Here is a 23,511-nt window from a genome sequence, read left to right as displayed (position 1 = left end):
CGGCCGGCCCCGGGGGGGGGGGGGCGGGCTGGCGGCCGCCCCGCCCCTCCGTAGCGCTGCTACGGGTCAGGCGTTGATGCGCAGACCGGTCGAGGCCGAGAAGGCGTGGCGCTCGCCGGGGCGGATCGCGACCCAGATCGTCTCATTCTTGCCGGGCACCTGGCGCGGGTCGACACGCACGATGACGCGCGCGTCGCCGGCGCCGGAGTGGATCTCCTTGGCGGCGGACTCGGGGACGTCGAGGTCGCCGTAGACGAAGGCGTCGGAGCCGAGCTCCTCGACCAGGGCCACCTTGACCGGGATGGCACCCTCGGCGCCCTGCGACACGACGTCGAGGGACTCGGGGCGGAAGCCCAGCGTGACGTGGCCCTTGTCCTCGGGGGTCAGGGCACCGACGATGCTGCGCTCGAGCGGGATGCGGGTCGAGCCGAGCTGTGCGACGCCGTCGGCCACCTGGAAGGAGCCGATGTTCATCGCCGGGGAGCCGATGAAGCCGGCGACGAAGACGTTCGCCGGGGTGTCGTACATGTCGCGCGGGGTGCCGACCTGCTGCAGGAGGCCGTCCTTGAGGACCGCGATGCGGTCGCCCATGGTGAGGGCCTCGGTCTGGTCGTGGGTGACGTAGACCGTGGTGACGCCCAGGCGACGCTGGAGCGAGGCGATCTGCGTGCGGGTCTGGACGCGGAGCTTGGCGTCGAGGTTCGACAGCGGCTCGTCCATGAGGAAGACCTGGGGCTGGCGGACGATCGCACGGCCCATGGCCACACGCTGACGCTGACCGCCCGAGAGGGCCTTGGGCTTGCGGTCCAGGTACTCGGTGAGGTCGAGGATCTTGGCAGCCTCCTCGACCCGCTTGCGGATCTCGGCCTTGGGCGTGCCGGCGATCTTGAGGGCGAAGCCCATGTTGTCCGCGACGGACATGTGCGGGTACAGCGCGTAGTTCTGGAAGACCATCGCGATGTCGCGGTCCTTGGGCTGCACGTCGGTGACGTCGCGGTCACCGATGAGGATGCGGCCCGCGTTGACGTCCTCGAGGCCGGCGAGCATGCGCAGGGAGGTCGACTTGCCGCAGCCCGAGGGGCCGACGAGGACGAGGAACTCGCCGTCCTCGATGTGCAGGTCGAGGGCGTCGACTGCGGGACGCTCGGTCCCGGGGTAGACGCGGGTTGCCTGGTCGTAGGTGACCGTAGCCATGATCGGTACTTCCCTTCACCGGCAGGTACGTGCCGGACGATCCGTCGTGATGGGAGTCGTGGTGTCCTCTGTGACACCGGCGCGCGAGGCATGGTCGACTGTGACCCACGTCTCGCGCGTGACGTCTGCATCTTGCCACACGTTCGACGTCCGGAGCGCCGGACCGCGGGTCGGAGGTCTGAGCACCGCTCCCACGACGGCCGCCTCCGGGCGCCCCCTCCTCAGGGGAGGTCGAGGCCCGTGGCGAGCGCGCCCAGGGCCTCGGCGAGGCTCTCCGGGCTGTCGGTCCGGTGGCGGGCCGCGGTCTCCCCGGGCCCCACCTTGACGGTCACGTCCTGCGCGCCGAGGGTCACGAAGGCCCGCTCGTCGGTGACGTCGTCGCCCACGTAGACCACGACGGCGACCTCGAGCTCGCCGCGCAGGTCGGCCAGGGCGTGGCCCTTGGTGACGTCGAGCACCGACAGCTCGACCACGTCCTTGCCGTGCATCGCGTCCACCCCCTCGCGCTCCCCGAGGGCGAGGGCCAGCTCGGTCAGCCGGGCGGCGTCGGCGGGGGTGGCCGTCCGGGTGTGCAGCACCACCGAGGCCGGCTTGTGCTCGACCCGCGCTCCTCCCACGGTCCCGGCCGCGGCGTCGAGGTCGTCACCGATCTCGTCCCGCAGGGCGGCCGCCTCCGGGGGCAGGTCGAGGGCGACGCGCTCGAGGGCCCCCGCGACGCGGCGGCCGCGCTCGGCGCCGTGGCTGCCCACCAGCCAGGTCCCGTCGGGGACCTGGGCCAGGCGGGACAGGTCGTCCAGGTGCCGGCCCGAGACGAGGGCGAGCTCCAGGCCCGAGGCACCGCTCAGCCGGTCCAGGGCCACGACGGCCTCGGGCAGGGCGCGGCTCGCGTCGGGGTCGTCCACCAGGGGGGCGAGGGTGCCGTCGAAGTCGAGGGCCAGCAGCACCCGGTCCCCGGCCCGCAGCCGCGCCACGAGCTCATCGGTCGGGAAGCCCGCCGTCGGCCCGGTCACAGGTTCCCCCCTGCCTGCTCGGTGGTCGCCGGCTCGCCACCGGCCTGCTCGCCGTCCTGCGCCTCGGGGTCGCCGTCCTGGGGAGCGAGGGCCTCGTGGCCCGGTTCGACGTACCTGGATCGCTCGTGCCGCGAGCGGTCGGAGCGGGCAGGCGGGGGAGAGGGCTGGTCCGGGACGGCCGTGAGGGTGGACAGGAAGCGCTGCGACCACTTCGTGACGTCGTCCTCGATGACCCGACGGCGCAGCTTGCGCATGCGGCGCCGGACCTCGCGCGGGTCCATCCGGACGGCTCGCTCGATCGCGTCCTTCATGCCCTCGATGTCGTGCGGGTTGATGAGCAGGGCCCCCGAGAGCTCGTCGGCGGCCCCCGCGAACTCGCTCAGCACCAGCACGCCGGTGTCGTCGGTGCAGGCGGCCACGAACTCCTTCGCGACGAGGTTCATGCCGTCGCGCAGCGCGGTGACGAGCATGACGTCGGCCGCCAGGTAGAGGGCGGCCATCTCCTCGGGCGGGTAGGAGTGGTGCATGTAGTAGATCGCCGCCGAGCCGATCTGGCCGTGCTCGCCGTTGATGCGCCCGACGAGGATCTCGACCTCCTCGCGCAGCTGCTGGTAGGCCTCGACGTTCTCCCGGCTCGGGCTCGCGACCTGCACCAGTGCGGCCTCGGGCACCTCGAGGCGCTTGTCCTCGAGCAGCTCGCCGAAGGCCTTGATCCGGTGCCGGATGCCCTTGGTGTAGTCGAGGCGGTCCACCCCCAGCAGCAGCACCTTCGGGTCGCCCAGGTCGTGGCGGATCTCCCGGGCACGGGCCTTCACGGCCTCGGTGCGTGCCAGGGCGTCGAACTTGCTCGAGTCGATCGAGATCGGGAAGGCCGCGGCGCGCACCCCCCGGTGGCCGTGCTCGGTGGGCACGCTGACCATCGACCCGCGGGTCGTGAGGTCGGTCAGGCGGCGCACCACGCGGATGAAGTTGGACGCGTCCCCCGGGCGCTGGAAGCCGATCAGGTCGGCACCGAGCAGGCCCTCGATCACCTGACGCCGCCAGGGCAGCTGGGAGAAGATCTCGAGCGGGGGGAACGGGATGTGGTGGAAGTAGCCGATCCGCAGGTCGGGCCGCATCGAGCGGAGCATCGCGGGCACCAGCTGGAGCTGGTAGTCCTGCACCCACACGGTCGCCCCCTGCGCCGCCTGGCCCGCGGCGGCCTCCGCGAAGCGCCGGTTGACCCTGCGGTAGGCCTCCCACCAGGTGCGGTGGAACTCGGGCGGGCTGATCACGTCGTGGCACAGCGGCCACAGCGTGTCGTTCGAGAAGCCCTCGTAGTACTGCGCGATCTCCTCGGCGCTCAGCGCGACGGGCACCAGGTGCATGCCGTCGGCGTCGAACGGCTCGTGCTCGAGGTCGGGCTTGCCGGCCCAGCCCACCCACGCGCCGTCGGCCTGCTGCATGACGGGCTGCAGGGCGGTCACGAGCCCCCCGGGGGACCGCTTCCAGCTCGTGCCGCCCTCCTCGTCCACCGTCACGTCCACGGGCAACCTGTTGGCCACCACGACGAGCTCGTACCCTGCGCGCTCCACCACTGCCTCAGCTCCTTGGTCCGCCCCGAGGCTACCGAGAGGCCGCGGGCCCTGCTCGGCGGATCGCGCCGTCGTGAGACGGTCCGGCCGGGAGCAGGCCTCCGGTGCGCCACCCGGCCCCGGAGGGCCGGGGCGGATAGCGTGACGGGATGGAGCGCATCGGCGTCGCCCCCGGCACGGAGATCGGGGGGTACCGCGTGGTGTCCTCCCTCGGCCAGGGGGGCATGGGGGCGGTCTACCGCGCGGTCGACGGCGGCGGTGCCCCGGTCGCGCTCAAGCTGCTGCACCCCCACCTGGGCACCGACCCCGACGCGCGCGAACGGCTGCGCCGCGAGGTGGCCCACCTGCAGCGGGTGCGGCACCCCGGGGTCGCGCGGGTGCTGGACGCCGAGATCGAGTCGAGCGAGGCCTTCGTCGTGACCGAACTCGTGGACGGGCCGGACCTCGCGGCCCACGTGCGCCGCCACGGCCCGATGCCCGAGGCCGAGCTCGCCGACCTCGCGGAGCAGCTGCGTGAGGCCCTGACCGAGGTGCACGGGGCCGGGGTCCTGCACCGCGACCTGACCCCGGGCAACGTGCTGATCAGCCCGCGCGGGGCCGTGCTCATCGACTTCGGCATCGCCCAGGCCGCCGAGGACCCGCGCGTCACCTCGGTGGGCATGGTCGTGGGGACCCCCGGCTACCTGTCCCCTGAGCTCCTCGAGGGCGGCGAGCCGGCCGAGGCCGCCGACTGGTGGGGCTGGGCGGCGGTCCTCGCCTTCGCCGCGACCGGCCGGCCGCCCTTCGGCCACCGACCCGTGCAGTCCGTCCTGGCTCGGGCCCGCGAGGGCCGCCCCGACCTCGAGGGCGTCCCGCCGCGCACCGAGGTGACCCTGCGAGCGGCCCTCGCGGCCGACCCGGCGACCAGGCTCGACCCGACCGCGGTGGTCGCCGAGCTGCGCCGCGTGGCCGACGGCGACCTGGGTGACCCCGCCCTGCTCGCAGCCCCCGCAGCGATGGCGGCAGGGCCGGCCGGGGCGGCGGGGGCGACGGGGGTGACCACGACCGTCCCGCCCCTCGGCCCCGACGAGGGGTGGCCCACCGAGGTCCACCCGGCCCCGGGCCCCGAGGACGACGACCCGGCGACCGCGGTCCTCGAGCACGGCTCGACCCAGGTGATGCCCGCCCAGGAGGGCGCCTGGGACGAGGAGGACACCGAGCTCGGCGGCTCGTGGTCCGAGGAGGACGGGTGGCCGCAGGAGGGCCCCGAGGGCTCCGAGGACCGGTGGCACCCGCCCGGGTCCGTCCCGCCCGAGGGATCCCCGCTCCTCGACCCTGCCGTGTCCACCAGCCCGCGCCGGCGCGTGGGTTCGGTGCTGGCCCTGGGGTCGGTGCTCGTCGCGATCGGTGCGACCAGGCCCGGGGTCGCGCTCGCGGTCGCCGTCGTGCTCGCGGTGCTGGTGCGCAGCGTGGGCCTGGACGTCTCGGCCCTGCTGCGACGACGGGCCGTGCGCGGCACCTCCCGCGGGGCGGCCGTGCGCGGGGTGGTGACCTGGCCCTGGTACCTGGGGCGTGCGGTGCTGGGAGTGCTGCCCTCGACCCTCCTGGCCGCTGCCCTCACCGCGATGGTCGGTGGCGTCGGCTGGTGGTTGCTGGGCACGGGGCGGCTCACGGTGGCCGAGCCCGCCCCGGGCGAGCCGACCGGGGAGCTCGCCGAGAACGCCGCCTGGGTCACCCCCGCCCTGGTGGGCGCGGTGGTGCTGGTGGCCCTCCTCATGCTCTGGTTCGGGCCGATGAGCCGGATGACCCGTCTCGGTGCGCGCTGGACCCTCGCCGCCCTGGCCCCCGGCACCGTCGGGGCCGTCACCGTGGTGGTCCTGGGCCTCGGCGCCGCGGCCGCGATCGTGTTCCTCGTGGTCCTCGCGCCCCAGGGTGTCCCGGAGACCGTGTGGTGGCCGTTGCCGGGGCCGCCCGACCTCCGCTGACCGAGGTGTGCTGACGGAGGTGTGCTGACGGAGGTGGCCTGGGCACTAGGTCCACCACCTGGCCATGCGCGCCACGTATCGTGGCGCGCATGAACCGCGAGCACCCACGGCTGCCCTGGCCCGTGCTCGCGCCCGTGGTCGCCCTGCTCGCCGTGGCGAGCGGCCTGGTGGCCCTCGGCCGCAACGGCTCGCTCCTGGTGCACCACTGCGTGCCCGGGGACGGTGTGGCTGGTTGGCTCGGGCTGCGCCTGGCCCTGCTCCGCGCCGACTCCACGTGCCCCACGGAGAGTCTCGCCGTCGGCGGGGACGGTCGTCACGTGCTCGGGGTCGCCGTGGTCGTGGCGCTGCCGGTGCTCCTCGGTCACCTCGCGGGGGTCGGTCTCGGTCTCGGTGCTCTCGGAGCGCTGCAGGCCCTGGGCCGGGCGGCCCGCGGCGCGGTCTCCCTCCTCGGGGGGCTGCTCGGCAGGCTCCCTGGCGCCGTGCTCCCGCTCGTCCGCCGCGGGGCGAGGGCCGTGCCCGCGTCCGGGTCGACGCGCGGCGGTGCGGTCGCGGCCGGGGTGCCGTGGCGACGGGGGCCGCCCGGACGGCTCGGGCTCGGCCTCGCCTGAGCCTCGCGCCCCTCGCTCGACCGAGCACCTTCGCTCGACCGGGCCAGGGTGCCCAGACGTCCTGACCCGGACGGCCCAGGCCGTCCTCCCGATCCCGGAGGCACCATGTCCACCCAGTCCAAGCAGCAGCGCCGCGAGGAGGCCCGCGCCCAGGCCCTGCGCCGGCGCCAGGAGCAGGAGCGCGCCGCGAGCCGGCAGCGCGTCCTGCTCATCACCCTCGTCCTGGTCGGCCTCGTCGTCATCGGCGGCGTGGTCGTCTGGATCCTCAGCAACCAGCCCGACCCCGCGCCCGACTTCAGCGAGGTCGAGGACCCGCTGGGCTCGGTCAGCGCCCCGGCCAGCTCGACCGCCGAGGGCGGGATCCTCGTGGGGGCCGACGGCGTGGCCGGCAGCACCGAGGGCTCGGCGGAGGACGCCGTGACGGTGACGATCTACTCCGACTTCCTCTGCCCCGTGTGCGCGACCTTCGAGCAGACCAACGGTCCGGTGCTCGAGGAGCTCCGCGCCACCGGGGACGTGGTCGTCGACTACCGCCCGGTCTCGATCCTGGACCGCGCCGCGGCCGGGTCGCAGTACGCGACCCGTGCAGCCACCGCGGTCGCCCTCGTGGCCGACCAGGACCCTGAGGCCTTCGTCGCCTTCCACGACGCGCTCTTCGCCAACCAGCCCACCGAGGGCGGTACGGGACTGTCCGACGAGGAGATCGCCGACCTGGCCCGAGGGTCCGGCGTCGACGACGCCGTGGCGGACCAGATCGCCGACGGCTCGTACTTCTCGTGGGGCGAGGACTCCTACGCCTCGTGGGTCGCGGCCGCGACGGCCCAGGCCACGCGGGACTTCGAGCAGTTCGGCACGCCGACCGTGCTCGTCGACGGTCAGAACCTGGCCGACCTCGGGGTCGACTGGCGGATCGAGGGTGCCCTCGAGCTCACGGTCGAGGAGGCCCGCGGCTGAGCCGCGGGCCCGGTCGACAGGAACCTCGATGAGTCTCGACACCCCCGCGCGGGAGGGCCTGGTCGCCCGCGCCTTCCGGATCCGGCACGACAACCGGTTCATCTTCACGACGATGCTGCTCTCGGCCTGCATCAGCCTGGTCGCGTCCTTCGTGCTCTCGATCGACGCACTCCTGCTCGCCGAGGACCCCGACCGCGTGCTCGCCTGCGACGTCAGCGCGGTGCTCTCGTGCGGGGCCGTGGCGCAGTCCTGGCAGGCCTCGCTCTTCGGCTTCCCGAACGCCTTCCTGGGGCTGGTCGCCGAACCCGTGGTCATCACCATCGCGGTGGCCTCGCTGGGCGGCGTGAGGTTCCCGCGCTGGTTCATGGCCTCGGCGCAGCTCGTCTACACCCTCGGCCTGATCTTCGCGTACTGGCTGTTCGCGCAGTCGATGTTCGAGATCGGCTCGCTGTGCCCGTGGTGCCTGCTCGTGACGGTCTCCACGACCCTGGTGTTCACGACCCTCACCCACGTGAACGTCCGCGACGACAACCTCTACCTGCCGCGTCCAATCCAGGAGCGGGCACGGTGGGCGATCGACCACGAGGTCGACGTCGTCGTGGTGTGGCTGTGGCTCATCTTCCTGGCCGCTGTCATCGGGCTGCGCTACGGGCCCGCGCTGCTGGGCTGAGCGCGAGAGGGCTCCCCGGCCGGTCCCGGTGGGGGAGCCCTCTGGCAGACTTGTCGCCGCGCCCGGGGCACCGGGCTGGCCGCCTTAGCTCAGTGGTAGAGCACCCGCCTTGTAAGCGGACGGTCGTCGGTTCGAATCCGACAGGCGGCTCCGTGGGTCGGCGACGCCCGGGAGGGCCGGGGCGGCGACGCTCCGGGAGATCCGGGGCGCCGTCGCCCCGGGGTCTCAGGGCCGGGCAGGCCCGACGGGCCCCAGGGTGGGCTGCTTGGGCACGCGCCGGTCCCCCGAGGACCTGCCGCGCAGCCGGCGGGTGGCCCAGGGGTAGGCGTGGGTGCGGAACCAGTCGACGTCCTGGCGCACCTGGGCCGTGCGCGGCACCGGGGGCAGCGGGGCCAGGGGGTCGTCCCAGCGCGCGTCGTCGGGCTCGAGGCCCAGGGCGGCCAGGGCCCCCTGGGCCACCCGCCGGTGACCGTCGGTGGTCAGGTGGATCCGGTCCGGGGCCCACATCCGCCAGTCCCGCAGCGAGCGCATGCCCCACACGTCGAGCACGTGGGCTCCGTGCCGCCGCGCGATCGTCCACACGTGGGAGTTGAGCACGGCGACCCGGCCGCGGGTGCGCCGGATGACGGGGCTGTCCTTCGCGTCCATCCCGGTCGCGAGCAGCACGTCCGCGCCCGCGGCCCGCAGCCGGACCACGGCCTCCTCGAGGGCCGCGGCGAGGGCGTCGGGGTCGGCCGAGGGCCGCAGCATGTCGTTGCCCCCGCCGACCAGGCTCACCAGGTCCGGGCCCAGCTCGAGGGCCTGGGGGACCTGCTGCTCGAGGATCGGCGTGAGCAGCCGACCGCGGACGGCGAGGTTGGCGTAGAGCACCGGCTCGGTGCCCCGCTCGGACAGGTGCGCGGCGAGCAGGTCGGCCCAGCCCCGGCAGCGCAGCGCGGGGTCGGCGGTCTCGGCGCTCGCGGGCGGCTCGCCGTCGGGCACGTCCCACAGGCCCTCGGTGAACGAGTCGCCCAGGGCGACGTAGCGGGTCCAGGCCATGCGGTGCTGCCTCCGGGGTGCGTGCTCGTGGGCGTCCAGGCTACGACGACGGGGGCGCGGCCCGACCCCAGTCGACGGGCGGTGCACCCTGCTCGGCGAGGAGGGCGTTCACCCGGCTGAACGGTCGCGAGCCGAAGAACCCGCGCGAGGCCGAGAGCGGGCTGGGGTGCGGCCCGGCGACCACGGGCACCTCGCCCAGCACGGGCTGCAGGGTCTGCGCCTGACGCCCCCAGAGCACCGCGACCAGGGGTCCGCCCCGCTCGGCCAGGGACCGCACGGCGTGGTCGGTGACCTCCTGCCAGCCCAGGTCGCGGTGCGAGCCGGCCTCGCCCTCGCGCACGGTCAGGACGCGGTTGAGCAGCAGCACCCCCTGGTCGGCCCACCCGGTGAGGTCCCCGGACGGACCGGGGTCGACGCCGACGTCCTCGCGCAGCTCGCGGTAGATGTTCGTCAGCGACCGCGGGACCGGGCGGACCTCGCGGTCCACCGAGAAGGACAGCCCCACCGCGTGACCGGGGGTGGGGTACGGGTCCTGCCCGACGACGAGGACGCGCACCTCGGACATCGGTCGGGCGAAGGCGCGCAGCACGTCCCGGCCGGCCGGCAGGTAGCGTCGCCCGGCGGCCACCTCGGCGCGCAGCCTCTCGCCGAGGCGGCGGAGCTGAGGCTCGACCGGGGCCAGGGCCTCGGCCCAGTCAGGGGCCATGAGCTGGTCGAGGTCGGCGGGCAGCACGGGACGACCCTAGCCCCGGGACGAATGACACCCGTGTCATTCACGGACTACCATGGGCATGCACGACGGGCATCGACACGCATGACGGATCTGGAGGGCACATGGACGCCACGGCGACCCTGAGCGAGGCCGAGGGCTCGACCTCGACGCCCCACGGTCTCTCCGAGCGCGACCAGAAGATCCTCGCCTTCGAGCGCCAGTGGTGGAAGTACGCGGGGGCCAAGGAGCAGGCGGTCCGGGAGCTCTTCGAGATGTCCGCCACGCGGTACTACCAGGTGCTCAACGCGCTGATCGACTCCCCGGCGGCCCTCGCCCACGACCCCATGCTGATCAAGCGCCTGCGGCGGCTCCGCTCCTCGCGTCAGCGGGCCCGGACCGCGCGTCGTCTGGGCGTCGACGGCTGATCCCCGGCTGGGACCGCTAGCCTGTCCGCCGTGAGATCCGGCGACTACCCCTACCCGGCGGACGACTTCGACCAGGTGTCGACCGTCGGTCCGCGGGGCGCCCACCGCGCCCCTCGCTCCCGCTGGTCCCGGTGGTGGCCCTTCGCGGTGGTGCTCGTCGTCCTCCCCGTCGTGGCCTTCGGCCTGGTGACGTGGCTCTCCGACTGGCGCGGCCTGACCGGCACCGACGACGCCGTCATCACGGCCCCGGTCGACCCCGAGGAGGAGGCGGCCGAGGAGCCCGAGGAGGGTGTCCCGGTCGAGCCGGAGGAGCCCGTCGAGCCCGAGGAGCCGGCCGAGGAGCCCGAGCCCGAGCCTGAGCCCGAGCCCGACCTGACGCGTCCGGTCGAGGTGTTCAACGCGACCTCGGTCACCGGCCTCGCGGGGGGTGCGGCGGCGCGGCTCGAGACGGCAGGCTTCTCGGACGTGGCCGCCGGCAACTGGAGCGGCGCCCGCCCTGAGGCGTCCTCGGTGCTCTACGGCTCGGAGGAGGACCGGGTCACCGCGCAGGCGGCGGCCGACGCCCTGGGCATCGGTGCGGTCGAGCTCTCGGCCGAGGCCGCGGACGGCATCGTGGTCGTGCTGGGCGGCGACTACCAGGCCTGATCTGTCTCGGCTGTCGACCTCTGCCGTGGGTGCGTAGGCTCGACGGGTCGAGGCACCGAGGACAGGAGCACGCATGCCCCAGGCCACCCGGACGCGGTCGATCGCCGAGAAGCGCCGCGGGGTCGTCGGTGCCTGCTGACCCCGTGGACGTCGTCGTCGTGGGCTCCGGGCCCAACGGCCTGGCCGCCGCCGTCACCCTCGCCCGGTCGGGACTCTCCGTCCGCGTGCTCGAGGCTCAGTCCTCGATCGGCGGCGGGGCGCGCACGGTCGAGGGCCTCGTGCCGGGGGTGGCGCACGACCTGTGCTCGGCGGTCCACCCCCTGGCCCTCGCCTCGCCCTTCTTCCGCCGGTTCGACCTCGGCGCGCGGGGCGTGGACCTCGTGGCCCCCGAGGTCTCCTACGCGCAGCCCCTGCTCGGCGGCTCGGCGGGGCTGGCCTACCGCTCGCTCGAGCGCACCGTCGCCGGCCTCGGGCCCGACGGTGTCGCGTGGCGCGCCCTGTTCGAGCCTCTGGTCGAGCACGTGGACGCCGTGGTCGAGCTGGCCATGGGGGACCACCGGCGGCTGCCGCGGGACCTCGTCAGCGCGGTGCGCTTCGGCCTGCGCACCCTCGAGCAGGGCATGGGCGTCACCTGGGACCGCCGGTTCTCCGGACCCCAGGCCCCTGCCCTGCTGACCGGCGTCGCCTCGCACGCGATCACCCCCCTGCCCTCCCTCGCTGCGGCCGGGACCGCCCTGCTGCTGGGGACGCTGGCCCACGCCCCGGGCTGGTCGGTGCCGGTGGGGGGGACCCAGGCCATCACGGACGCCATGGTCGCGGATCTGCTGGCGCACGGCGGGGTGGTCGAGACCGGCCGCGAGGTGCGTCGGTTCGAGGACCTCGGCCGTGCCCGGGCCTACGTCTTCGACACGACCCCGGGCACGGTCGAGCAGGTCATGGGGGACCGGCTGCCCGTGCGGGTGCGCCGCGGGTTGAGCCGGTACCGCTACGGGAACGCCGCGGCCAAGGTCGACCTGGTCCTCTCGGGGCCGGTGCCCTGGACCGACCGGACGATCGGTGAGGCGGGCACGGTGCACGTCGGCGGCTCGCGCGAGCAGCTCGTCCGGGCCGAGCACGAGGTCGGCCGGGGCCGGCACCCCGCCGAGCCGGTGATCCTGCTGAGCGACCCCACGGTGGCCGACCCCTCGCGCCTCGGGCCCGGCGGCATCCGGCCGGTGTGGACCTACACGCACGTCCCCGCCGGCTCCCCGCGGGACATGACCGAGGCGGTCCTGGACCAGCTCGAGCGCCACGCCCCGGGGGTGCGCGACCTCGTCGTCGCCGCGCGGGGCATCCCGGCGGCCGAGATGTCCGAGCACAACGCGAACTACGTCGGCGGGGACATCTCGGCCGGGGCGATCACGCTGCCCCGGATGGTGCTCGGCCCGATGGTCTCGCCCGACCCTTACCGCATGGGCCCGGCCGGGGTGTACCTGTGCTCGGCCTCGGTGCCGCCGGGCCCCGGGGTGCACGGCATGGGGGGGTGGCACGCCGCGCGACGGGTGCTGGCCGACCGCTTCGGCGTGCTGACGCCCCCGGACCTCAGCCCGGGCGCCTGAGCTGCCTTGCACTCTCGGGGTGAGAGTGCCAATAATGAGTTAGCACTCTCGACCCGAGAGTGACAGAACCATCTGGCCCCTCGATGAGGGCCGGCCCCCGGCGGGACGTGACCGCCGCTGACCGGTCCGTCCGTCGCGGGCATCGTGGGCCAGCACCACCGCCACAACCGGAGGACCATCCGAATGGCCAAGATCATCGCCTTCGACGAGGAGGCCCGCCGCGGCATGGAGCGGGGCATGAACGCCCTGGCTGACGCCGTGAAGGTCACCCTCGGCCCCAAGGGCCGCAACGTCGTGCTCGAGAAGAAGTGGGGCGCCCCCACGATCACCAACGACGGCGTCTCCATCGCCAAGGAGATCGAGCTCGAGGAGCCGTTCGAGAAGATCGGCGCCGAGCTCGTCAAGGAGGTCGCCAAGAAGACGGACGACGTCGCTGGCGACGGCACCACCACCGCCACCGTGCTCGCCCAGGCGCTCGTCCGTGAGGGCCTGCGCAACGTCGCCGCCGGCGCCAACCCGATCGCCCTCAAGAAGGGCATCGAGAAGGCCGTCGACGCCGTCACCGCGGAGCTGCTCAAGGCGGCCGTCGAGGTCGAGACCAAGGAGCAGATCGCTGCGACCGCCGGCATCTCCGCCGGTGACCCCGCGATCGGCGAGCTCATCGCCGAGGCGATGGACAAGGTCGGCAAGGAAGGCGTCATCACGGTCGAGGAGTCCAGCGCGCTGGGCCTCGAGCTCGAGCTGACCGAGGGCATGCGCTTCGACAAGGGCTTCCTCTCGGCCTACTTCGTCACCGACGCCGAGCGCCAGGAGGCCGTCCTCGAGGACGCCTACGTGCTCCTCGTCGAGGGCAAGATCTCGAACGTGAAGGACCTGCTGCCCCTGCTGGAGAAGGTCATCCAGTCCGGCAAGCCGCTCTTCATCATCGCCGAGGACATCGAGGGCGAGGCTCTCGCCACCCTCGTCGTCAACAAGATCCGTGGCACCTTCAAGTCGGTCTCGGTCAAGGCCCCCGGCTTCGGCGACCGTCGCAAGGCGATGCTGCAGGACATGGCCATCCTCACCGGTGGTCAGGTCATCTCGGAGACCGTCGGCCTCAAGCTCGAGAACGCGGGCCTGGAGCTGCTCGGCCAGGCGCGCAAGGTCGTCGTCACCAAGGACGAGACGACCATCGTCGAGGGCCTGGGCGACGCCGACCAGATCGCCGGGCGGGTCGCGCAGATCCGTGCCGAGATCGAGAACTCGGACTCGGACTACGACCGCGAGAAGCTCCAGGAGCGCCTCGCGAAGCTGGCCGGCGGCGTGGCCGTCATCAAGGCCGGTGCCGCGACCGAGGTCGAGCTCAAGGAGCGCAAGCACCGCATCGAGGACGCCGTGCGCAACGCGAAGGCGGCCGTCGAAGAGGGCATCGTCGCCGGTGGTGGCGTGGCCCTCATCCAGGCGGGCAAGACGGCCTTCGAGTCGCTCGAGCTCGTCGGTGACGAGGCGACCGGTGCGCGCATCGTGAAGTTCGCGCTCGACGCCCCGCTCAAGCAGATCGCGATCAACGCCGGCCTCGAGGGCGGCGTCGTGGCGGAGAAGGTCCGCAACCTCCCGATCGGTCACGGCCTCAACGCCGCGACCGGCGACTACGAGGACCTGCTCGCGGCCGGGGTCAACGACCCGGTCAAGGTCACCCGCTCGGCGCTGCAGAACGCGGCCTCGATCGCGGCCCTGTTCCTCACGACCGAGGCGGTCGTGGCGGACAAGCCCGAGAAGAACGCCCCGGCCCCCGGTGGCGACGGCGGCATGGGCGGGATGGACTTCTGATCCGTTGATCAGAGTCTGACCAGCACGCAGAACGCCGACGGCGGGCGTCCCCCTCGGGGGGCGCCCGCCGTTCGTCTGCCCGCTCGCGGGCGCCGTGACCCCGTCAGCGCCTGGGCCGGTCGCGGGCCGCCACCCGGAGGCCCGAGGCGCGCAGCCGACGGACGAGCTCGCGCGAGCCCACACGCTCAGCGCCCAGGGCTTCCAGCTCGGGGTAGCGCTCGGTGGGCACGTCGTAGTGGTCCAGGTCGAAGGCCCGTCGCGGGATCCCCGCCTGCTCGGCGAAGGCGTGCAGCTCCTCGAGGGACCGGTCGCTGACCAGGTGCCCCCACACGGTGCCGTGCCGGGGCCACAGCGGGGGGTCCAGGAGCACGCTCACCCGGTCGATCCAAGCACCCCGCCCGCAGGGACGGCGCCGCGACCCACCGAGCGGGTGCGACGCCGTCGGCGGTCAGCGGAGGAAGAGGCGCGAGGCCTGGTGCTCGGCCTCGTCGTAGGCCTGGGCCGCGGTGCCGAGGGCCACGGCGATCTCGTCGAGGCTGGCCTCGACCTGCCGTTCGGTCGCGGCCCACGTGGTGATCGACCCGCCGAAGGCGCTCGCCGCCGCACCGCGCCACGCCCCCTGCAGGTCGGTGAGGTAGCGCATCAGCGCCCCCACCTCGGTGCGGATCACCGCCATCGACCGGTGCGCCGCGGCGCTCGCCTCGGCCACCTGGGTGCTGTCGACCTCGTACCTGCTCATCGCTGCTCCTCGTCTGCTCGGGGGCCCGAACCTACGAAGGGGCGAGGGGGCGCGGCAGGGAGGGACGCTCGTCCTGGGGAGGACGACCACGGTGCCGGAGCTGTGGACACGGGCTCAGCCCTGGTCGCTCCGCGCGGGCCTCAGCCCGCGGTGGTGCTCGGTGCCGTCTCGGGTACCGTCGCGGCCGGGCCGGTCGTCCCGTCGGTGGCCGCCTCGGGGCCGGCCTCGGTGGACTCCTCGGGGGGCGGGGCGGCTGCCTCGATCTTGCGGAGCTCCTTCTCGAGGCGGTGCAGCTCGGCGGCGAGGTTCTGCCGGGCGGGCTCCTCCCACGCTGCGCCCAACGGGCTCGAGAACAGCGCCGAGCGACGCTCGAGCTTGCGCAGGATCGTGATCCGCGCGCGGACGAACTCCTCGACGGGCAGGTGCGCGTACTCGGCCCGGACGTCCGCGAGGTAGGCCTTGTACCGCTGGGGCTCCGAGGCGAGCATCGCGAGGTCGGCGTCGCACAGCACGGCGCAGTCGAAGTCCTCGGCGTCGGGGTTGTGCCGGGCCAGGACCGTCACGAGGTGGGCGACGCGGGCCACCCCCGCGGGCGGGACGCCGAGGTCGGTCAGCTCGGTGCGGGCGAGGTCCGCGCTGGCCTGCTCGTCCTCCCCGCCGCGGTGGGCGTACGAGGCGATGGCCGCGGCGTCGAAGATCGCGCCGTGGTACCAGGCGCCCAGGCGCACGAGGTCCGGCTCGTGGGTCTCCTCGGCGAGCTCGTCGACCCGCGCGAGCACGTCGGTCAGGTGCCGCAGGTTGTGGAAGTGGCGCCCCTCCTCCGACCACCGGTCGATGAGGCTGTCACCGACCTTCTCGATCTCCTCGGGGGTCGCGGTCGCGCCGGCACCCAGGCAGGCGCGGACGAAGGCCGAGATCAGCCACTGGGGTGCGTCGTGGACGCCCATCGACAAGCCTCACATCCGGGGGAAACGACTCATCATGGTAGTCCCGCGCGACCGTGATCAGCACCACCCGGACGGGGGACGGCCGGCCCCGGGGATCAGACCGCGACGGGGGGCAGGGACACCCGGACGGTCGTCCCGCCTCCCGGGGTCTGGGTGATGTCGACGGTCCCCTCGTGGGCGGCGACGATGGCCGCGACGATGGCCATGCCGAGCCCGGCGCCCCCGGTCTCGCGGCCGCGCGAGGCGTCCACCCGGTAGAAGCGTTCGAACACACGCGACGCGTGGGCCGGGTCGATCCCCGGGCCGTGGTCGCGCACCTCGAGCACCACCCGGTCCCCGTCCCGCCCCACGCCGAGCTCGACGGGGGTGCCCGGCGGGGTGTGCTGGACCACGTTGCCCACGAGGTTGGCCAGGACCTGGCGCAGCCGTCCGTCGTCCCCGAGCACCACCGCACCGGCCACGCTGCCCCCGACGGGCTCGAGCCTCGCCGGGCGGGTGGGGTCCAGGGCGTGCAGGTCCGCGACGGCGTCCCCTGCGAGGACCGCGAGGTCGACCTCCTCGTGGCGCAGGGGCCGCTTCTCGTCGAGGCGGGCGAGCTGGAGCAGGTCGTTGACGAGCACACCCATGCGGGTCGCGGAGTCCTCGATCCGACGCAGGGTGGTCTCGACCTCGGCCTGCTCGCGCAGAGCACCCATCCGGTAGAGCTCGCCGTAGCCGCGGATGGTGGCCAGGGGGGTGCGGAGCTCGTGGCTCGCGTCCGCGACGAAGCGGCGCATGCGTTCCTCGGAGGCCGTGCGGTCGGTGAAGGCCTGCTCGATCTGGGTGAGCATCACGTTGAGGGCGGCGGCCAGACGGCCCACCTCGGTGCTCGTGGGGCCGTCCGGCACGCGGCGGGCGAGGTCCCCGGCGGCGATGGCCTGCGCGGTGTCCTCGATCTCCCGCAGGGGGCGCAGGGCACGGCGCACCCCCCACCAGCCCGCGACCGCGCCGAGGCTGACCACCCCGACGCCGATCGCCGTCAGGGCCGCCTGCATCCGGGCCAGGGTGGCGTCCGCCGCCGTCAGGGGCAGGGCCACCGAGACCGAGCCGACGACCGTGTCCCCCGAGACCAGGGCGCGCGAGAGCACCCGCCAGCGGCCGGGGCCCGCCGCCGACGCGACCGTGTAGGCCTCACCGTCCAGGGCGAGCACCTCCTCGGCGGTCAGCCGGGGGATCGACGGGATCGCCGCCGTGCTGCTGGTGGCCGCCCACTGCTTGAGGGTCACGCCGTCGGTCCCGGCCACCCGGACGTGGTAGTCGGAGGGCTGGGTGCCGTCGGTGCTCGTGCCGCGGCTCGGCAGGCCGCTGGTGAACTCCTCGACGAGGGCCGGGGCCGCGGTCTCGAGCTGGGCGTCGACCTGGGAGACCAGGGACTGCCTGAGCAGCCCCTGGGCGGCGACGCCGGTCAGCCCGAGCCCCACCAGGAGCAGCAGGGCGAAGACGGCGGTCAGCTGGGTGCGCAGCGGCAGGCGCCCCCAGACGGCGGTCACGCGGTGCCCGGGGGGAGCCGCAGCACGTAGCCCACACCGCGCTTGGTGTGGATGAGGGGCACCGGCGGCACGTCCCCGTCGCCCCCGGGCCGGTCGATCTTGCGGCGCAGGTAGGAGATGTAGGACTCGACGATGCTCCCGTCCCCGCCCCAGTCGTACTGCCACACGTGGTCCAGGATCTGCGCCTTGGACAGGACCCGACCGGCGTTCAGCAGCAGGTAGCGCAGCAGGGCGAACTCGGTGGGGGAGAGGTCGATGGTGCGCCCGGCCCGGCGCACCTCGTGGGAGTCCTCGTCGAGCTCGAGGTCGGCCAGGCGGAGCACGCCGTCGTCCTGCTCGGCGTCGTCGGCGCGGGCCCGGCGCAGCACCGCGCGGATGCGGGCCACGACCTCCTCGAGGGAGAAGGGCTTGGTCACGTAGTCGTCCCCGCCGACGGTGAGGCCGGTGACCTTGTCGCTCGTGTCGTCCCGCGCGGTCAGGAACAGGACGGGGACGCGGCGCCCCTGGTCACGCATGCGGCGGGTGACGGTGAAGCCGTCCATGTCGGGCAGCATCACGTCCAGGACGACGAGGTCGGGCTCGACGTCACGGATCAGGGTCAGGGCGCTCGCGCCGTCGGCCGCGCCGTGCACCTCGAAGCCGGCGAACCGCAGCGAGGTGGTGAGCAGCTCGCGGATGGTCGGCTCGTCGTCGACCACGAGGAGGCGGGCCTCGGGGGAGCTGGGGGCGCTCGTCATGCCCTCAGTGTGCGCGGGGTTCCTGGGAGTCGGCTGGGAATGCGCTGAGAGGCGGGGCTGCCTCCGGCGTCGGGCGTCGCGACCGGGCCCTCACGCGGTGGTGAGGTCCTCGGCGTCGACGATCCGGTAGGCGTAGCCCTGCTCGGCCAGGAACCGCTGACGGTGCGCCGCGAACTCCTGGTCCACGGTGTCCCGCGCGACCACGGCGTAGAAGTGCGCGGTGCGCCCGTCGGCCTTGGGTCGCATGATCCGGCCGAGGCGCTGGGCCTCCTCCTGCCGGGACCCGAAGGAGCCGCTCACCTGGATCGCGACGGTCGCCTCGGGCAGGTCGACCGAGAAGTTCGCGACCTTGCTCACCACCAGCCGGTTGACCTCGCCGGTGCGGAAGGCCGCGAACAGCCGCTCGCGCTCGCGGATCGTCGTCTCCCCGGTGATGAGCGGGGCGTCGAGCTGGTCCGAGAGCAGCTGGAGCTGGTCCAGGTACTGGCCGATCACGAGCACCTGGTCGTCGGGGTGCTGGGCGACCAGCTGCTCGACCACGCGGTTCTTGCCCGCCGCGCTCGCGGCCAGGCGGTACTTGTCCTCGGGCTCGGCGGTCGCGTACGTCAGCCGGTCCCGCTCGGGCAGGGTCAGCCGCACCTCGACGCAGTCGGCCGGGGCGATGTAGCCCTGGGCCTCGATGTCCTTCCACGGGGCGTCGAACCGCTTGGGCCCGATGAGGGAGAACACCTCGTCCTCGCGGCCGTCCTCGCGCACCAGGGTCGCCGTCAGGCCGAGCCGACGCCGGGCCTGCAGGTCCGCGGTCATGCGGAAGATCGGGGCGGGCAGCAGGTGGACCTCGTCGTAGAGGATCAGGCCCCAGTCGCGGGCGTCGAGCAGCTCGAGGTGGGTGTAGACGCCCTTCCGACGGGTGGTGAGCACCTGGTACGTCGCGATGGTGACCGGACGCACCTCCTTGCGGGTGCCCGAGTACTCGCCGATCTCGTCCTCGGTGAGGGTGGTGCGGCGCAGCAGCTCGTCCCGCCACTGCCGGGCCGAGACGGTGTTCGTCACGAGGATGAGGGTCGTGGTCCCCGAGCGGGCCATCGCCCCGGCCCCGACGAGGGTCTTGCCGGCCCCGCAGGGCAGGACGACGACCCCGGACCCGCCGTGGAAGAAGTTGTCGACCGCCTGCTCCTGGTAGGGACGCAGGGACCAGCCGTCCTCGTCGAGGGAGATCGGGTGGGCCTCACCGTCGACGTAGCCCGCGAGGTCCTCGACCGGCCAGCCGAGCTTGAGCAGCACCTGCTTGAGGTTCCCGCGCTCGCTCGCGTGCACCACGACGTCGTCGTCGTCCAGGCGGGTGCCGACCAGGCCGGCGGTCTTGCGCGAGCGCAGCACCTCCTCGAGCACGGCGCGGTCCAGGGCGTGCAGGACCAGGCCGTGGGTCGGGTGGCTGACCAGCTGCAGGCGGCCGTACCGGGCCATCGTCTCGGCGACGTCGACCAGCAGGGAGTGCGGCACGGGGTAGCGCGAGAACTCGAGGAGCACCGCGACCACCCGCTCGGCGTCGTGCCCCGCGGCCCGCGCGTTCCACAGGCCCAGCGGGGTGAGCCGGTAGGTGTGGACGTGCTCGGGGGCGCGCTCGAGCTCGGCGAACGGCGCGATCGCCCGACGGCAGGCGTCGGAGTCGGCGTGGTCGACCTCGAGCAGCAGGGTCTTGTCGCTCTGCACGATCAGCGGGCCGTCAGTCATCGAGCTCCTCGGTCGGGCGGGTCAGCGGGTCAGGCAGGTCAGGCGGGTCGGGCGGTGCGCGGGTCCGGGTCTCAGGCGGGGGTCACCGTGGCGATCCGGTGGACGGCCACGGTCAGCTCGGCCTCGCGCTCGGCGTCGACCGCGCGCACCCGGCCGCCGTCGACGCGCACGGGACGCACCCGTCGTCGCTGGATGGTCCCGCCGGGACCGACCAGCTCGAGCCACACCTCACGGCCCTCGGTGGCGGCCTCCCGCAGGAGGGCCAACGCGATGACGGGGTCGGGTGTTCCCTCGGCGTCGGGCCCGCCCAGGAGCCCGGCGCCCTCGACCCCCGCGCCGTCGGCCTCCTCGCGGGCAGCCCCGCGCAGCAGGTCGTCCACCAGCCGGCGCAGCCGTCGCTCGCGGGCCTCCTCGGCCGTCGTGGCCCCGCGCTCGGCCGCAGCCCCCGACCGTGCGGCCGGGACCCGTCCACGCCCCCGCACCCCCCGCACCACGTGCCGTCGCGGACCTGCGACGAGCACCGCGCCCGACTGGTCCTCGGTCACGGGGGCCAGCCCGCGCGCCCGCAGGGCCGAGACCAGGGCCGCGGGGGTCGCCTGGGCCGCGATCACGGTGGGGGCGAGGCGCAGCAGGCCGAGCCCCGCGAGGGACCGGTCCTCGACGAGGCCCGCGAGCAGCCCGGGGTCGTCGCTGCGCAGGTAGGAGGAGGCCATGCCGACCCGGACCTGCCCGTGGCGGCGCGCGGCGTCCAGCACGAGGTACTCGAGGGGTTGCGGCACCCCCGCGCGGGCGTGCCGCGAGAGCTCGGCGAGCAGCTCCTCGGCGGTGCGACCGGCGTCCAGGGCCCGGCGCACGCTGTCCGGGGTGAAACGCACCGTCAGACCGGCACCCCGTGACTCGACCTGGGCCGCGAGGTCGAGCAGGGCACCGAGGGAGGGGCTCGGCCGCCCGGGGACGATGCCGGTCAGGTCCCCCTGGAGCAGCACCTCCTCGACGGCGGGCGGCAGCTGGGCGGCGAGGGCCTCGGCGGGCGCGCTCGCGGTGGGCTCGTGGGTGGCCGGCACCTGCGGGGCAGCCCCACGGGCCGCGGCGTCGTCGGTCTGCGACCCGAGGCCGAGCAGGGCCCGCCCGGCGGGGCTGAGGGCCCCCGCGCCGAGCACGCCCAGGGTCGTGGCCTCCGCGAGGACGGCCTCGACGGCGTGCTCGGGGGGAGCCGAGCGGGGCGCGCGCCAGGCCAGGACCTGGTGCACCTGGGCGGCGGACAGCGCGGCGCCCGGGTGCTGGGCCACCACCTCGAGGGCGGTCGTGCGCAGCCGGGGGGCCCAGGGGCGCCGGCTCTCGGGGTCCAGGGCGGCGCGGCGCGCGCCCTTCTCGTCGCGGGTCCCCACCAGCCAGGCAGCGCGCTCGGCGGTCAGCCATCCCTCGGCGACCTCCTGCCAGCGCTGCGGCACGGGTTCGCGCAGCCACTCCTCCCCGGCTGCGGTCGGGGCCAGGCTCGGAGGCTCCTCGCCGTCCTCGACGACGAGGCCGGTCGACCCGGCGACCTCGACGACCAGGGCCGCGGTCGTGTCGTCGACGTCGAGCCGGCTCGCGACCCGGCGCAGCTCGCGGGTGCCGAGCCCGCCCGAGCGCAGCACCGTCGCCGGCTCCTCGCCCCACAGCGTCACCAGGCCCGCCACGAGGCGGACGGCCTCCTCGGCGTGCTGGGCGGACTCGGCGTCCACGGTGCGCGGGTCGATCGGGGTGCCCGCGGGCTCGGGGGCCGTCGCGGGCGAGCGGTGGGTGCGCCCCTCGCGCAGCACCAGGGCGACCTCGCGGGGCAGGACGACGTGCTGGGGGTCCTGGATCGAGAGCAGCCCGTGGCGCAGCAGCCACTCGACCGCCGCCCGGGCGGCCGAGGTGACCCCGGCCGACGCGGGCTCGGGGGAGCGGCCGACGGGCGGTCCCCAGGTCAGGGCGTCGAGCACCTGCCGCACCCCGGGCGGGCCCCCGGCCAGCAGGGCGGTCACGGTCGCGGCGTCGCCGACGTGCTCGACGAGGCCGTCGAGGGAGGTGGTCGGCAGGTCGAGGGCGCTCGCGAGCCGGGCGAGCCCGTCCTCGCTGCGGCGCGCGAGGGTCGTGGACAGCCAGGGCCCCAGTCCTGCGGGGAAGGGACCCAGGGCCTCGGCCAGCCCCGGTGCGGGGTGGTGGCCGGGGGTCTCGCCGTCCTGCCAGAGCAGGGCGAGGTCGGCGGCGCGGGCCAGGGCGGGCCCCGCCTCGGCCTCGGTCAGCCCGACGGCGCGGGCCAGGGTGCCGGGGTCGGCGGCCCGGGCCGGGCTCGCGGTGCTCCCGGGGTGGTGCAGGGCCAGGGCCGCCTCGACGAGCTGCAGGGACAGGGCGTCGAGCTCACCGAGGGCGCGGTCCAGGCTGGCCCGTGTCGAGGAGCGTGCCGCGAGGGAGCGCAGGGTGGCGGGGGGCGGCGTGGCGAGGTCGGGACGCAGGGTGAGCAGCGTGGCGAGCCCGATCTCGCCGCGCTCGCGCAGTGCCTGCGTGTAGGTGGCCATCCGCACCACGATACGGCGGTGCGGTCAGCCCCGGGCCAGGCGGTCCAGCCCGCCCAGGGCGAACTCGGCGGCCGTCCGGCCCTCGGTCGCGGCCTCGTGACCGGCCTCGACCCGGGTGAGGCAGTGGTTGAGCACGGTGAGCAGCAGGGCGAGGGCCTGGTCGACGTCGGGCACCCCGAGGGCGCGGGCCGCCTCGGCGAGCGGGGCGGCGGTCGCCCGGTGGGAGTCCAGGAGGGTCTGGCGCACCTCGGGGGCGAGGCGGACGTCGCGCAGCGTCCCGGCCAGGCGGTGGTCCCCGCGGGCCGCGCTCGCGGCGGCAGCGGCGAAGTAGCCGCGCACCAGCTCCTCGGGGGAGGTGGTCGCGGCGATCCCGGCGTCCAGGGCGGTGCGCCACCGCTCGAAGCCCTCGTGCACCAGGGCCTCGAGGATCGCGTCGGCCGAGGCGAAGTACGCGTAGACCGAGGGTCGCGCGATGCCGGTGCGGGCCGCGACGGCCGCGACGGTCACGGCGGCGGCCCCCTGCTCGACCGCGAGCTCCTCGGCGGCCCCGAGCACGGCTGCCCGCTGGTTGGCGCGGTGCTCGACGAGGGTCGGCGCGCTGATCCGGGGCATGGCGCCATCATGACGCACCCCGGGTGCGTTCACGACACCAGCGTTGGTATGGTCCCGACAGTAGCGTCGGCAAACCAGACGCTCGTCGGCAGCCCGTCCTCCGAAGGAGCCTTCTCGTGGAGCTCGTCCGCAACCTCGCCCTCGTCCTGCACCTGCTCGGGATGGCCCTGATCGTCGGCTACTGGGTCACCCAGGCCAAGGCCCCCACCAAGACGGTCGGCACGGGGATGCTCCACGGCGCCCTGACCGTGCTCGTCACCGGCCTGGCCCTGGTGGGCATCGCCGAGGCGGGGGACGGGGACGTCAACCACACCAAGATCGGCGTCAAGCTCGTGGTGCTCCTCGCCGTGACCGCCCTGGTCGTCGTGAACCGCAGGAAGGACGCCGTCTCGACGGGGGTGTGGGGCGCGATCGGCGGGCTCACCATCCTCAACGTGGTGATCGCCGTCTTCTGGTGAGCGCAGGACGG

Annotated in this window: 22 protein-coding genes and 1 tRNA gene; 10 read left to right on the top strand and 13 right to left on the bottom strand. The window is 74.6% G+C overall.

From position 1 onward, the window contains the following. Nucleotides 1-66: 66 nt before the first annotated feature. The 3 genes from J4G33_RS10475 to otsA form a co-directional block, all read right to left on the bottom strand. Nucleotides 67-1,194: an ABC transporter ATP-binding protein gene (locus tag J4G33_RS10475; protein WP_208055902.1), complete on the bottom strand. Its 1,128-nt coding sequence runs from the start codon at nucleotides 1,192-1,194 to the stop codon at nucleotides 67-69. A gap of 221 nt (nucleotides 1,195-1,415) precedes the next feature. Beyond that, nucleotides 1,416-2,204 (bottom strand): trehalose-phosphatase, encoded by a 789-nt coding sequence (otsB, locus tag J4G33_RS10470; RefSeq protein WP_307793847.1) that lies wholly within the window; start codon nucleotides 2,202-2,204, stop codon nucleotides 1,416-1,418. Beyond that, on the bottom strand, nucleotides 2,201-3,778 hold the full coding sequence (otsA, locus tag J4G33_RS10465) for an alpha,alpha-trehalose-phosphate synthase (UDP-forming) (RefSeq protein ID WP_208055901.1): 1,578 nt from the start codon (nucleotides 3,776-3,778) through the stop codon (nucleotides 2,201-2,203). The genes otsB and otsA overlap by 4 nt, the downstream gene beginning before the upstream one ends. A 149-nt stretch (nucleotides 3,779-3,927) precedes the next feature. Between otsA and J4G33_RS10460 the strand changes: the two genes are divergently transcribed. The 5 genes from J4G33_RS10460 (at nucleotide 3,928) to J4G33_RS10440 (ending at nucleotide 8,124) form a co-directional block, all read left to right on the top strand. Further along, nucleotides 3,928-5,742, top strand: coding sequence for a serine/threonine-protein kinase (locus J4G33_RS10460; protein ID WP_208055900.1), 1,815 nt, complete (start codon nucleotides 3,928-3,930; stop codon nucleotides 5,740-5,742). An 89-nt stretch (nucleotides 5,743-5,831) separates the two neighbouring features. Continuing rightward, the gene (locus J4G33_RS10455) at nucleotides 5,832-6,350 is read left to right on the top strand and encodes a hypothetical protein (protein WP_208055899.1); all 519 of its coding nucleotides are present in this window, start codon (nucleotides 5,832-5,834) and stop codon (nucleotides 6,348-6,350) included. Between the two features lie 105 nt (nucleotides 6,351-6,455). Beyond that, complete coding sequence (locus tag J4G33_RS10450; protein WP_208055898.1) at nucleotides 6,456-7,304, top strand: DsbA family protein; 849 nt, start codon at nucleotides 6,456-6,458, stop codon at nucleotides 7,302-7,304. 28 nt (nucleotides 7,305-7,332) lie between these two features. Then, complete coding sequence (locus tag J4G33_RS10445; RefSeq protein WP_208055897.1) at nucleotides 7,333-7,974, top strand: vitamin K epoxide reductase family protein; 642 nt, start codon at nucleotides 7,333-7,335, stop codon at nucleotides 7,972-7,974. Nucleotides 7,975-8,052: 78 nt separating this feature from the next. Further along, nucleotides 8,053-8,124 (top strand) — tRNA-Thr (locus J4G33_RS10440). A 75-nt stretch (nucleotides 8,125-8,199) separates the two neighbouring features. On the opposite strand, the gene J4G33_RS10435 is transcribed toward J4G33_RS10440, so the two are convergent. Next, nucleotides 8,200-9,012, bottom strand: a complete 813-nt coding sequence (locus tag J4G33_RS10435; RefSeq protein ID WP_208055896.1) for an SGNH/GDSL hydrolase family protein — start codon at nucleotides 9,010-9,012, stop codon at nucleotides 8,200-8,202. Between the two features lie 40 nt (nucleotides 9,013-9,052). Continuing rightward, nucleotides 9,053-9,718, bottom strand: coding sequence for a uracil-DNA glycosylase (locus J4G33_RS10430; RefSeq protein ID WP_208055919.1), 666 nt, complete (start codon nucleotides 9,716-9,718; stop codon nucleotides 9,053-9,055). Between the two features lie 128 nt (nucleotides 9,719-9,846). On the opposite strand from J4G33_RS10430, the gene napA reads away from it, so the two are divergent. The 4 genes from napA (at nucleotide 9,847) to groL (ending at nucleotide 14,201) form a co-directional block, all read left to right on the top strand. Next, nucleotides 9,847-10,149 carry a nucleoid-associated protein NapA gene (gene napA, locus J4G33_RS10425; RefSeq protein ID WP_208055895.1) on the top strand — a complete coding sequence of 101 codons (303 nt, stop codon included), beginning with the start codon at nucleotides 9,847-9,849 and terminating at the stop codon, nucleotides 10,147-10,149. A gap of 30 nt (nucleotides 10,150-10,179) precedes the next feature. Next, nucleotides 10,180-10,794 (top strand): LytR C-terminal domain-containing protein, encoded by a 615-nt coding sequence (locus J4G33_RS17815; protein WP_208055894.1) that lies wholly within the window; start codon nucleotides 10,180-10,182, stop codon nucleotides 10,792-10,794. A gap of 128 nt (nucleotides 10,795-10,922) precedes the next feature. After that, nucleotides 10,923-12,392, top strand: coding sequence for a phytoene desaturase family protein (locus tag J4G33_RS10415; RefSeq protein WP_307793846.1), 1,470 nt, complete (start codon nucleotides 10,923-10,925; stop codon nucleotides 12,390-12,392). Nucleotides 12,393-12,575: 183 nt separating this feature from the next. Next, a complete protein-coding gene (groL, locus tag J4G33_RS10410; RefSeq protein WP_208055893.1) occupies nucleotides 12,576-14,201 on the top strand; it encodes a chaperonin GroEL in 1,626 nt (541 codons plus the stop codon). Between the two features lie 103 nt (nucleotides 14,202-14,304). Here groL and J4G33_RS10405 read toward each other — a convergent pair whose 3' ends face one another. The 8 genes from J4G33_RS10405 to J4G33_RS10370 all read right to left on the bottom strand — a co-directional run bounded on the left by J4G33_RS10405 (nucleotide 14,305) and on the right by J4G33_RS10370 (nucleotide 23,042). Continuing rightward, entirely contained in the window at nucleotides 14,305-14,577 is a 273-nt protein-coding gene (locus J4G33_RS10405) for a DUF4031 domain-containing protein (RefSeq protein WP_208055892.1), read from the bottom strand. 72 nt (nucleotides 14,578-14,649) lie between these two features. Continuing rightward, entirely contained in the window at nucleotides 14,650-14,940 is a 291-nt protein-coding gene (locus J4G33_RS10400) for a WXG100 family type VII secretion target (RefSeq protein WP_208055891.1), read from the bottom strand. 140 nt (nucleotides 14,941-15,080) lie between these two features. Continuing rightward, nucleotides 15,081-15,887 carry an HD domain-containing protein gene (locus J4G33_RS10395; protein ID WP_243758906.1) on the bottom strand — a complete coding sequence of 269 codons (807 nt, stop codon included), beginning with the start codon at nucleotides 15,885-15,887 and terminating at the stop codon, nucleotides 15,081-15,083. Nucleotides 15,888-15,982: 95 nt separating this feature from the next. After that, nucleotides 15,983-17,416, bottom strand: coding sequence for a sensor histidine kinase (locus J4G33_RS10390; RefSeq protein ID WP_208055890.1), 1,434 nt, complete (start codon nucleotides 17,414-17,416; stop codon nucleotides 15,983-15,985). Beyond that, nucleotides 17,413-18,153 (bottom strand): response regulator transcription factor, encoded by a 741-nt coding sequence (locus J4G33_RS10385; protein WP_208055889.1) that lies wholly within the window; start codon nucleotides 18,151-18,153, stop codon nucleotides 17,413-17,415. Before J4G33_RS10385 ends, J4G33_RS10390 begins: the two co-directional genes overlap by 4 nt. Nucleotides 18,154-18,243: 90 nt before the next feature. Next, complete coding sequence (locus J4G33_RS10380) at nucleotides 18,244-19,887, bottom strand: DNA repair helicase XPB (RefSeq protein WP_208055888.1); 1,644 nt, start codon at nucleotides 19,885-19,887, stop codon at nucleotides 18,244-18,246. 71 nt (nucleotides 19,888-19,958) lie between these two features. Continuing rightward, nucleotides 19,959-22,430, bottom strand: coding sequence for a helicase-associated domain-containing protein (locus J4G33_RS10375; protein ID WP_208055887.1), 2,472 nt, complete (start codon nucleotides 22,428-22,430; stop codon nucleotides 19,959-19,961). A gap of 24 nt (nucleotides 22,431-22,454) precedes the next feature. After that, entirely contained in the window at nucleotides 22,455-23,042 is a 588-nt protein-coding gene (locus J4G33_RS10370; protein ID WP_208055886.1) for a TetR/AcrR family transcriptional regulator, read from the bottom strand. A 116-nt stretch (nucleotides 23,043-23,158) separates the two neighbouring features. Here J4G33_RS10370 and J4G33_RS10365 point away from each other — a divergent pair, with 116 nt between their 5' ends. After that, nucleotides 23,159-23,500 carry a hypothetical protein gene (locus J4G33_RS10365; protein WP_208055885.1) on the top strand — a complete coding sequence of 114 codons (342 nt, stop codon included), beginning with the start codon at nucleotides 23,159-23,161 and terminating at the stop codon, nucleotides 23,498-23,500. Nucleotides 23,501-23,511: the final 11 nt, after the last annotated feature.

The organism is Actinotalea soli (assembly GCF_017565425.1).
Taxonomy (GTDB): Bacteria; Actinomycetota; Actinomycetes; order Actinomycetales; family Cellulomonadaceae; genus Actinotalea; species Actinotalea soli.
Note: the sequence above shows the minus strand (reverse complement) of the source record. Positions and strands in the feature narration are given on the sequence as shown.

What these genes read in the sequence shown, in the direction of transcription:
- J4G33_RS10460 (WP_208055900.1), top strand. Translation starts at nt 3,928, where the DNA reads ATGGAGCGCATCGGCGTCGCCCCCGGCACGGAGATCGGGGGGTACCGC.
- J4G33_RS10430 (WP_208055919.1), bottom strand. Translation starts at nt 9,718, where the DNA reads ATGGCCCCTGACTGGGCCGAGGCCCTGGCCCCGGTCGAGCCTCAGCTC.
- groL (WP_208055893.1), top strand. Translation starts at nt 12,576, where the DNA reads ATGGCCAAGATCATCGCCTTCGACGAGGAGGCCCGCCGCGGCATGGAG.
- J4G33_RS10395 (WP_243758906.1), bottom strand. Translation starts at nt 15,887, where the DNA reads ATGGGCGTCCACGACGCACCCCAGTGGCTGATCTCGGCCTTCGTCCGC.
- J4G33_RS10400 (WP_208055891.1), bottom strand. Translation starts at nt 14,940, where the DNA reads ATGAGCAGGTACGAGGTCGACAGCACCCAGGTGGCCGAGGCGAGCGCC.
- J4G33_RS10370 (WP_208055886.1), bottom strand. Translation starts at nt 23,042, where the DNA reads ATGCCCCGGATCAGCGCGCCGACCCTCGTCGAGCACCGCGCCAACCAG.
- J4G33_RS10455 (WP_208055899.1), top strand. Translation starts at nt 5,832, where the DNA reads ATGAACCGCGAGCACCCACGGCTGCCCTGGCCCGTGCTCGCGCCCGTG.
- J4G33_RS10380 (WP_208055888.1), bottom strand. Translation starts at nt 19,887, where the DNA reads ATGACTGACGGCCCGCTGATCGTGCAGAGCGACAAGACCCTGCTGCTC.
- J4G33_RS10475 (WP_208055902.1), bottom strand. Translation starts at nt 1,194, where the DNA reads ATGGCTACGGTCACCTACGACCAGGCAACCCGCGTCTACCCCGGGACC.
- J4G33_RS10375 (WP_208055887.1), bottom strand. Translation starts at nt 22,430, where the DNA reads ATGGCCACCTACACGCAGGCACTGCGCGAGCGCGGCGAGATCGGGCTC.
- J4G33_RS10445 (WP_208055897.1), top strand. Translation starts at nt 7,333, where the DNA reads ATGAGTCTCGACACCCCCGCGCGGGAGGGCCTGGTCGCCCGCGCCTTC.
- J4G33_RS10450 (WP_208055898.1), top strand. Translation starts at nt 6,456, where the DNA reads ATGTCCACCCAGTCCAAGCAGCAGCGCCGCGAGGAGGCCCGCGCCCAG.
- J4G33_RS10385 (WP_208055889.1), bottom strand. Translation starts at nt 18,153, where the DNA reads ATGACGAGCGCCCCCAGCTCCCCCGAGGCCCGCCTCCTCGTGGTCGAC.
- J4G33_RS10435 (WP_208055896.1), bottom strand. Translation starts at nt 9,012, where the DNA reads ATGGCCTGGACCCGCTACGTCGCCCTGGGCGACTCGTTCACCGAGGGC.
- napA (WP_208055895.1), top strand. Translation starts at nt 9,847, where the DNA reads ATGGACGCCACGGCGACCCTGAGCGAGGCCGAGGGCTCGACCTCGACG.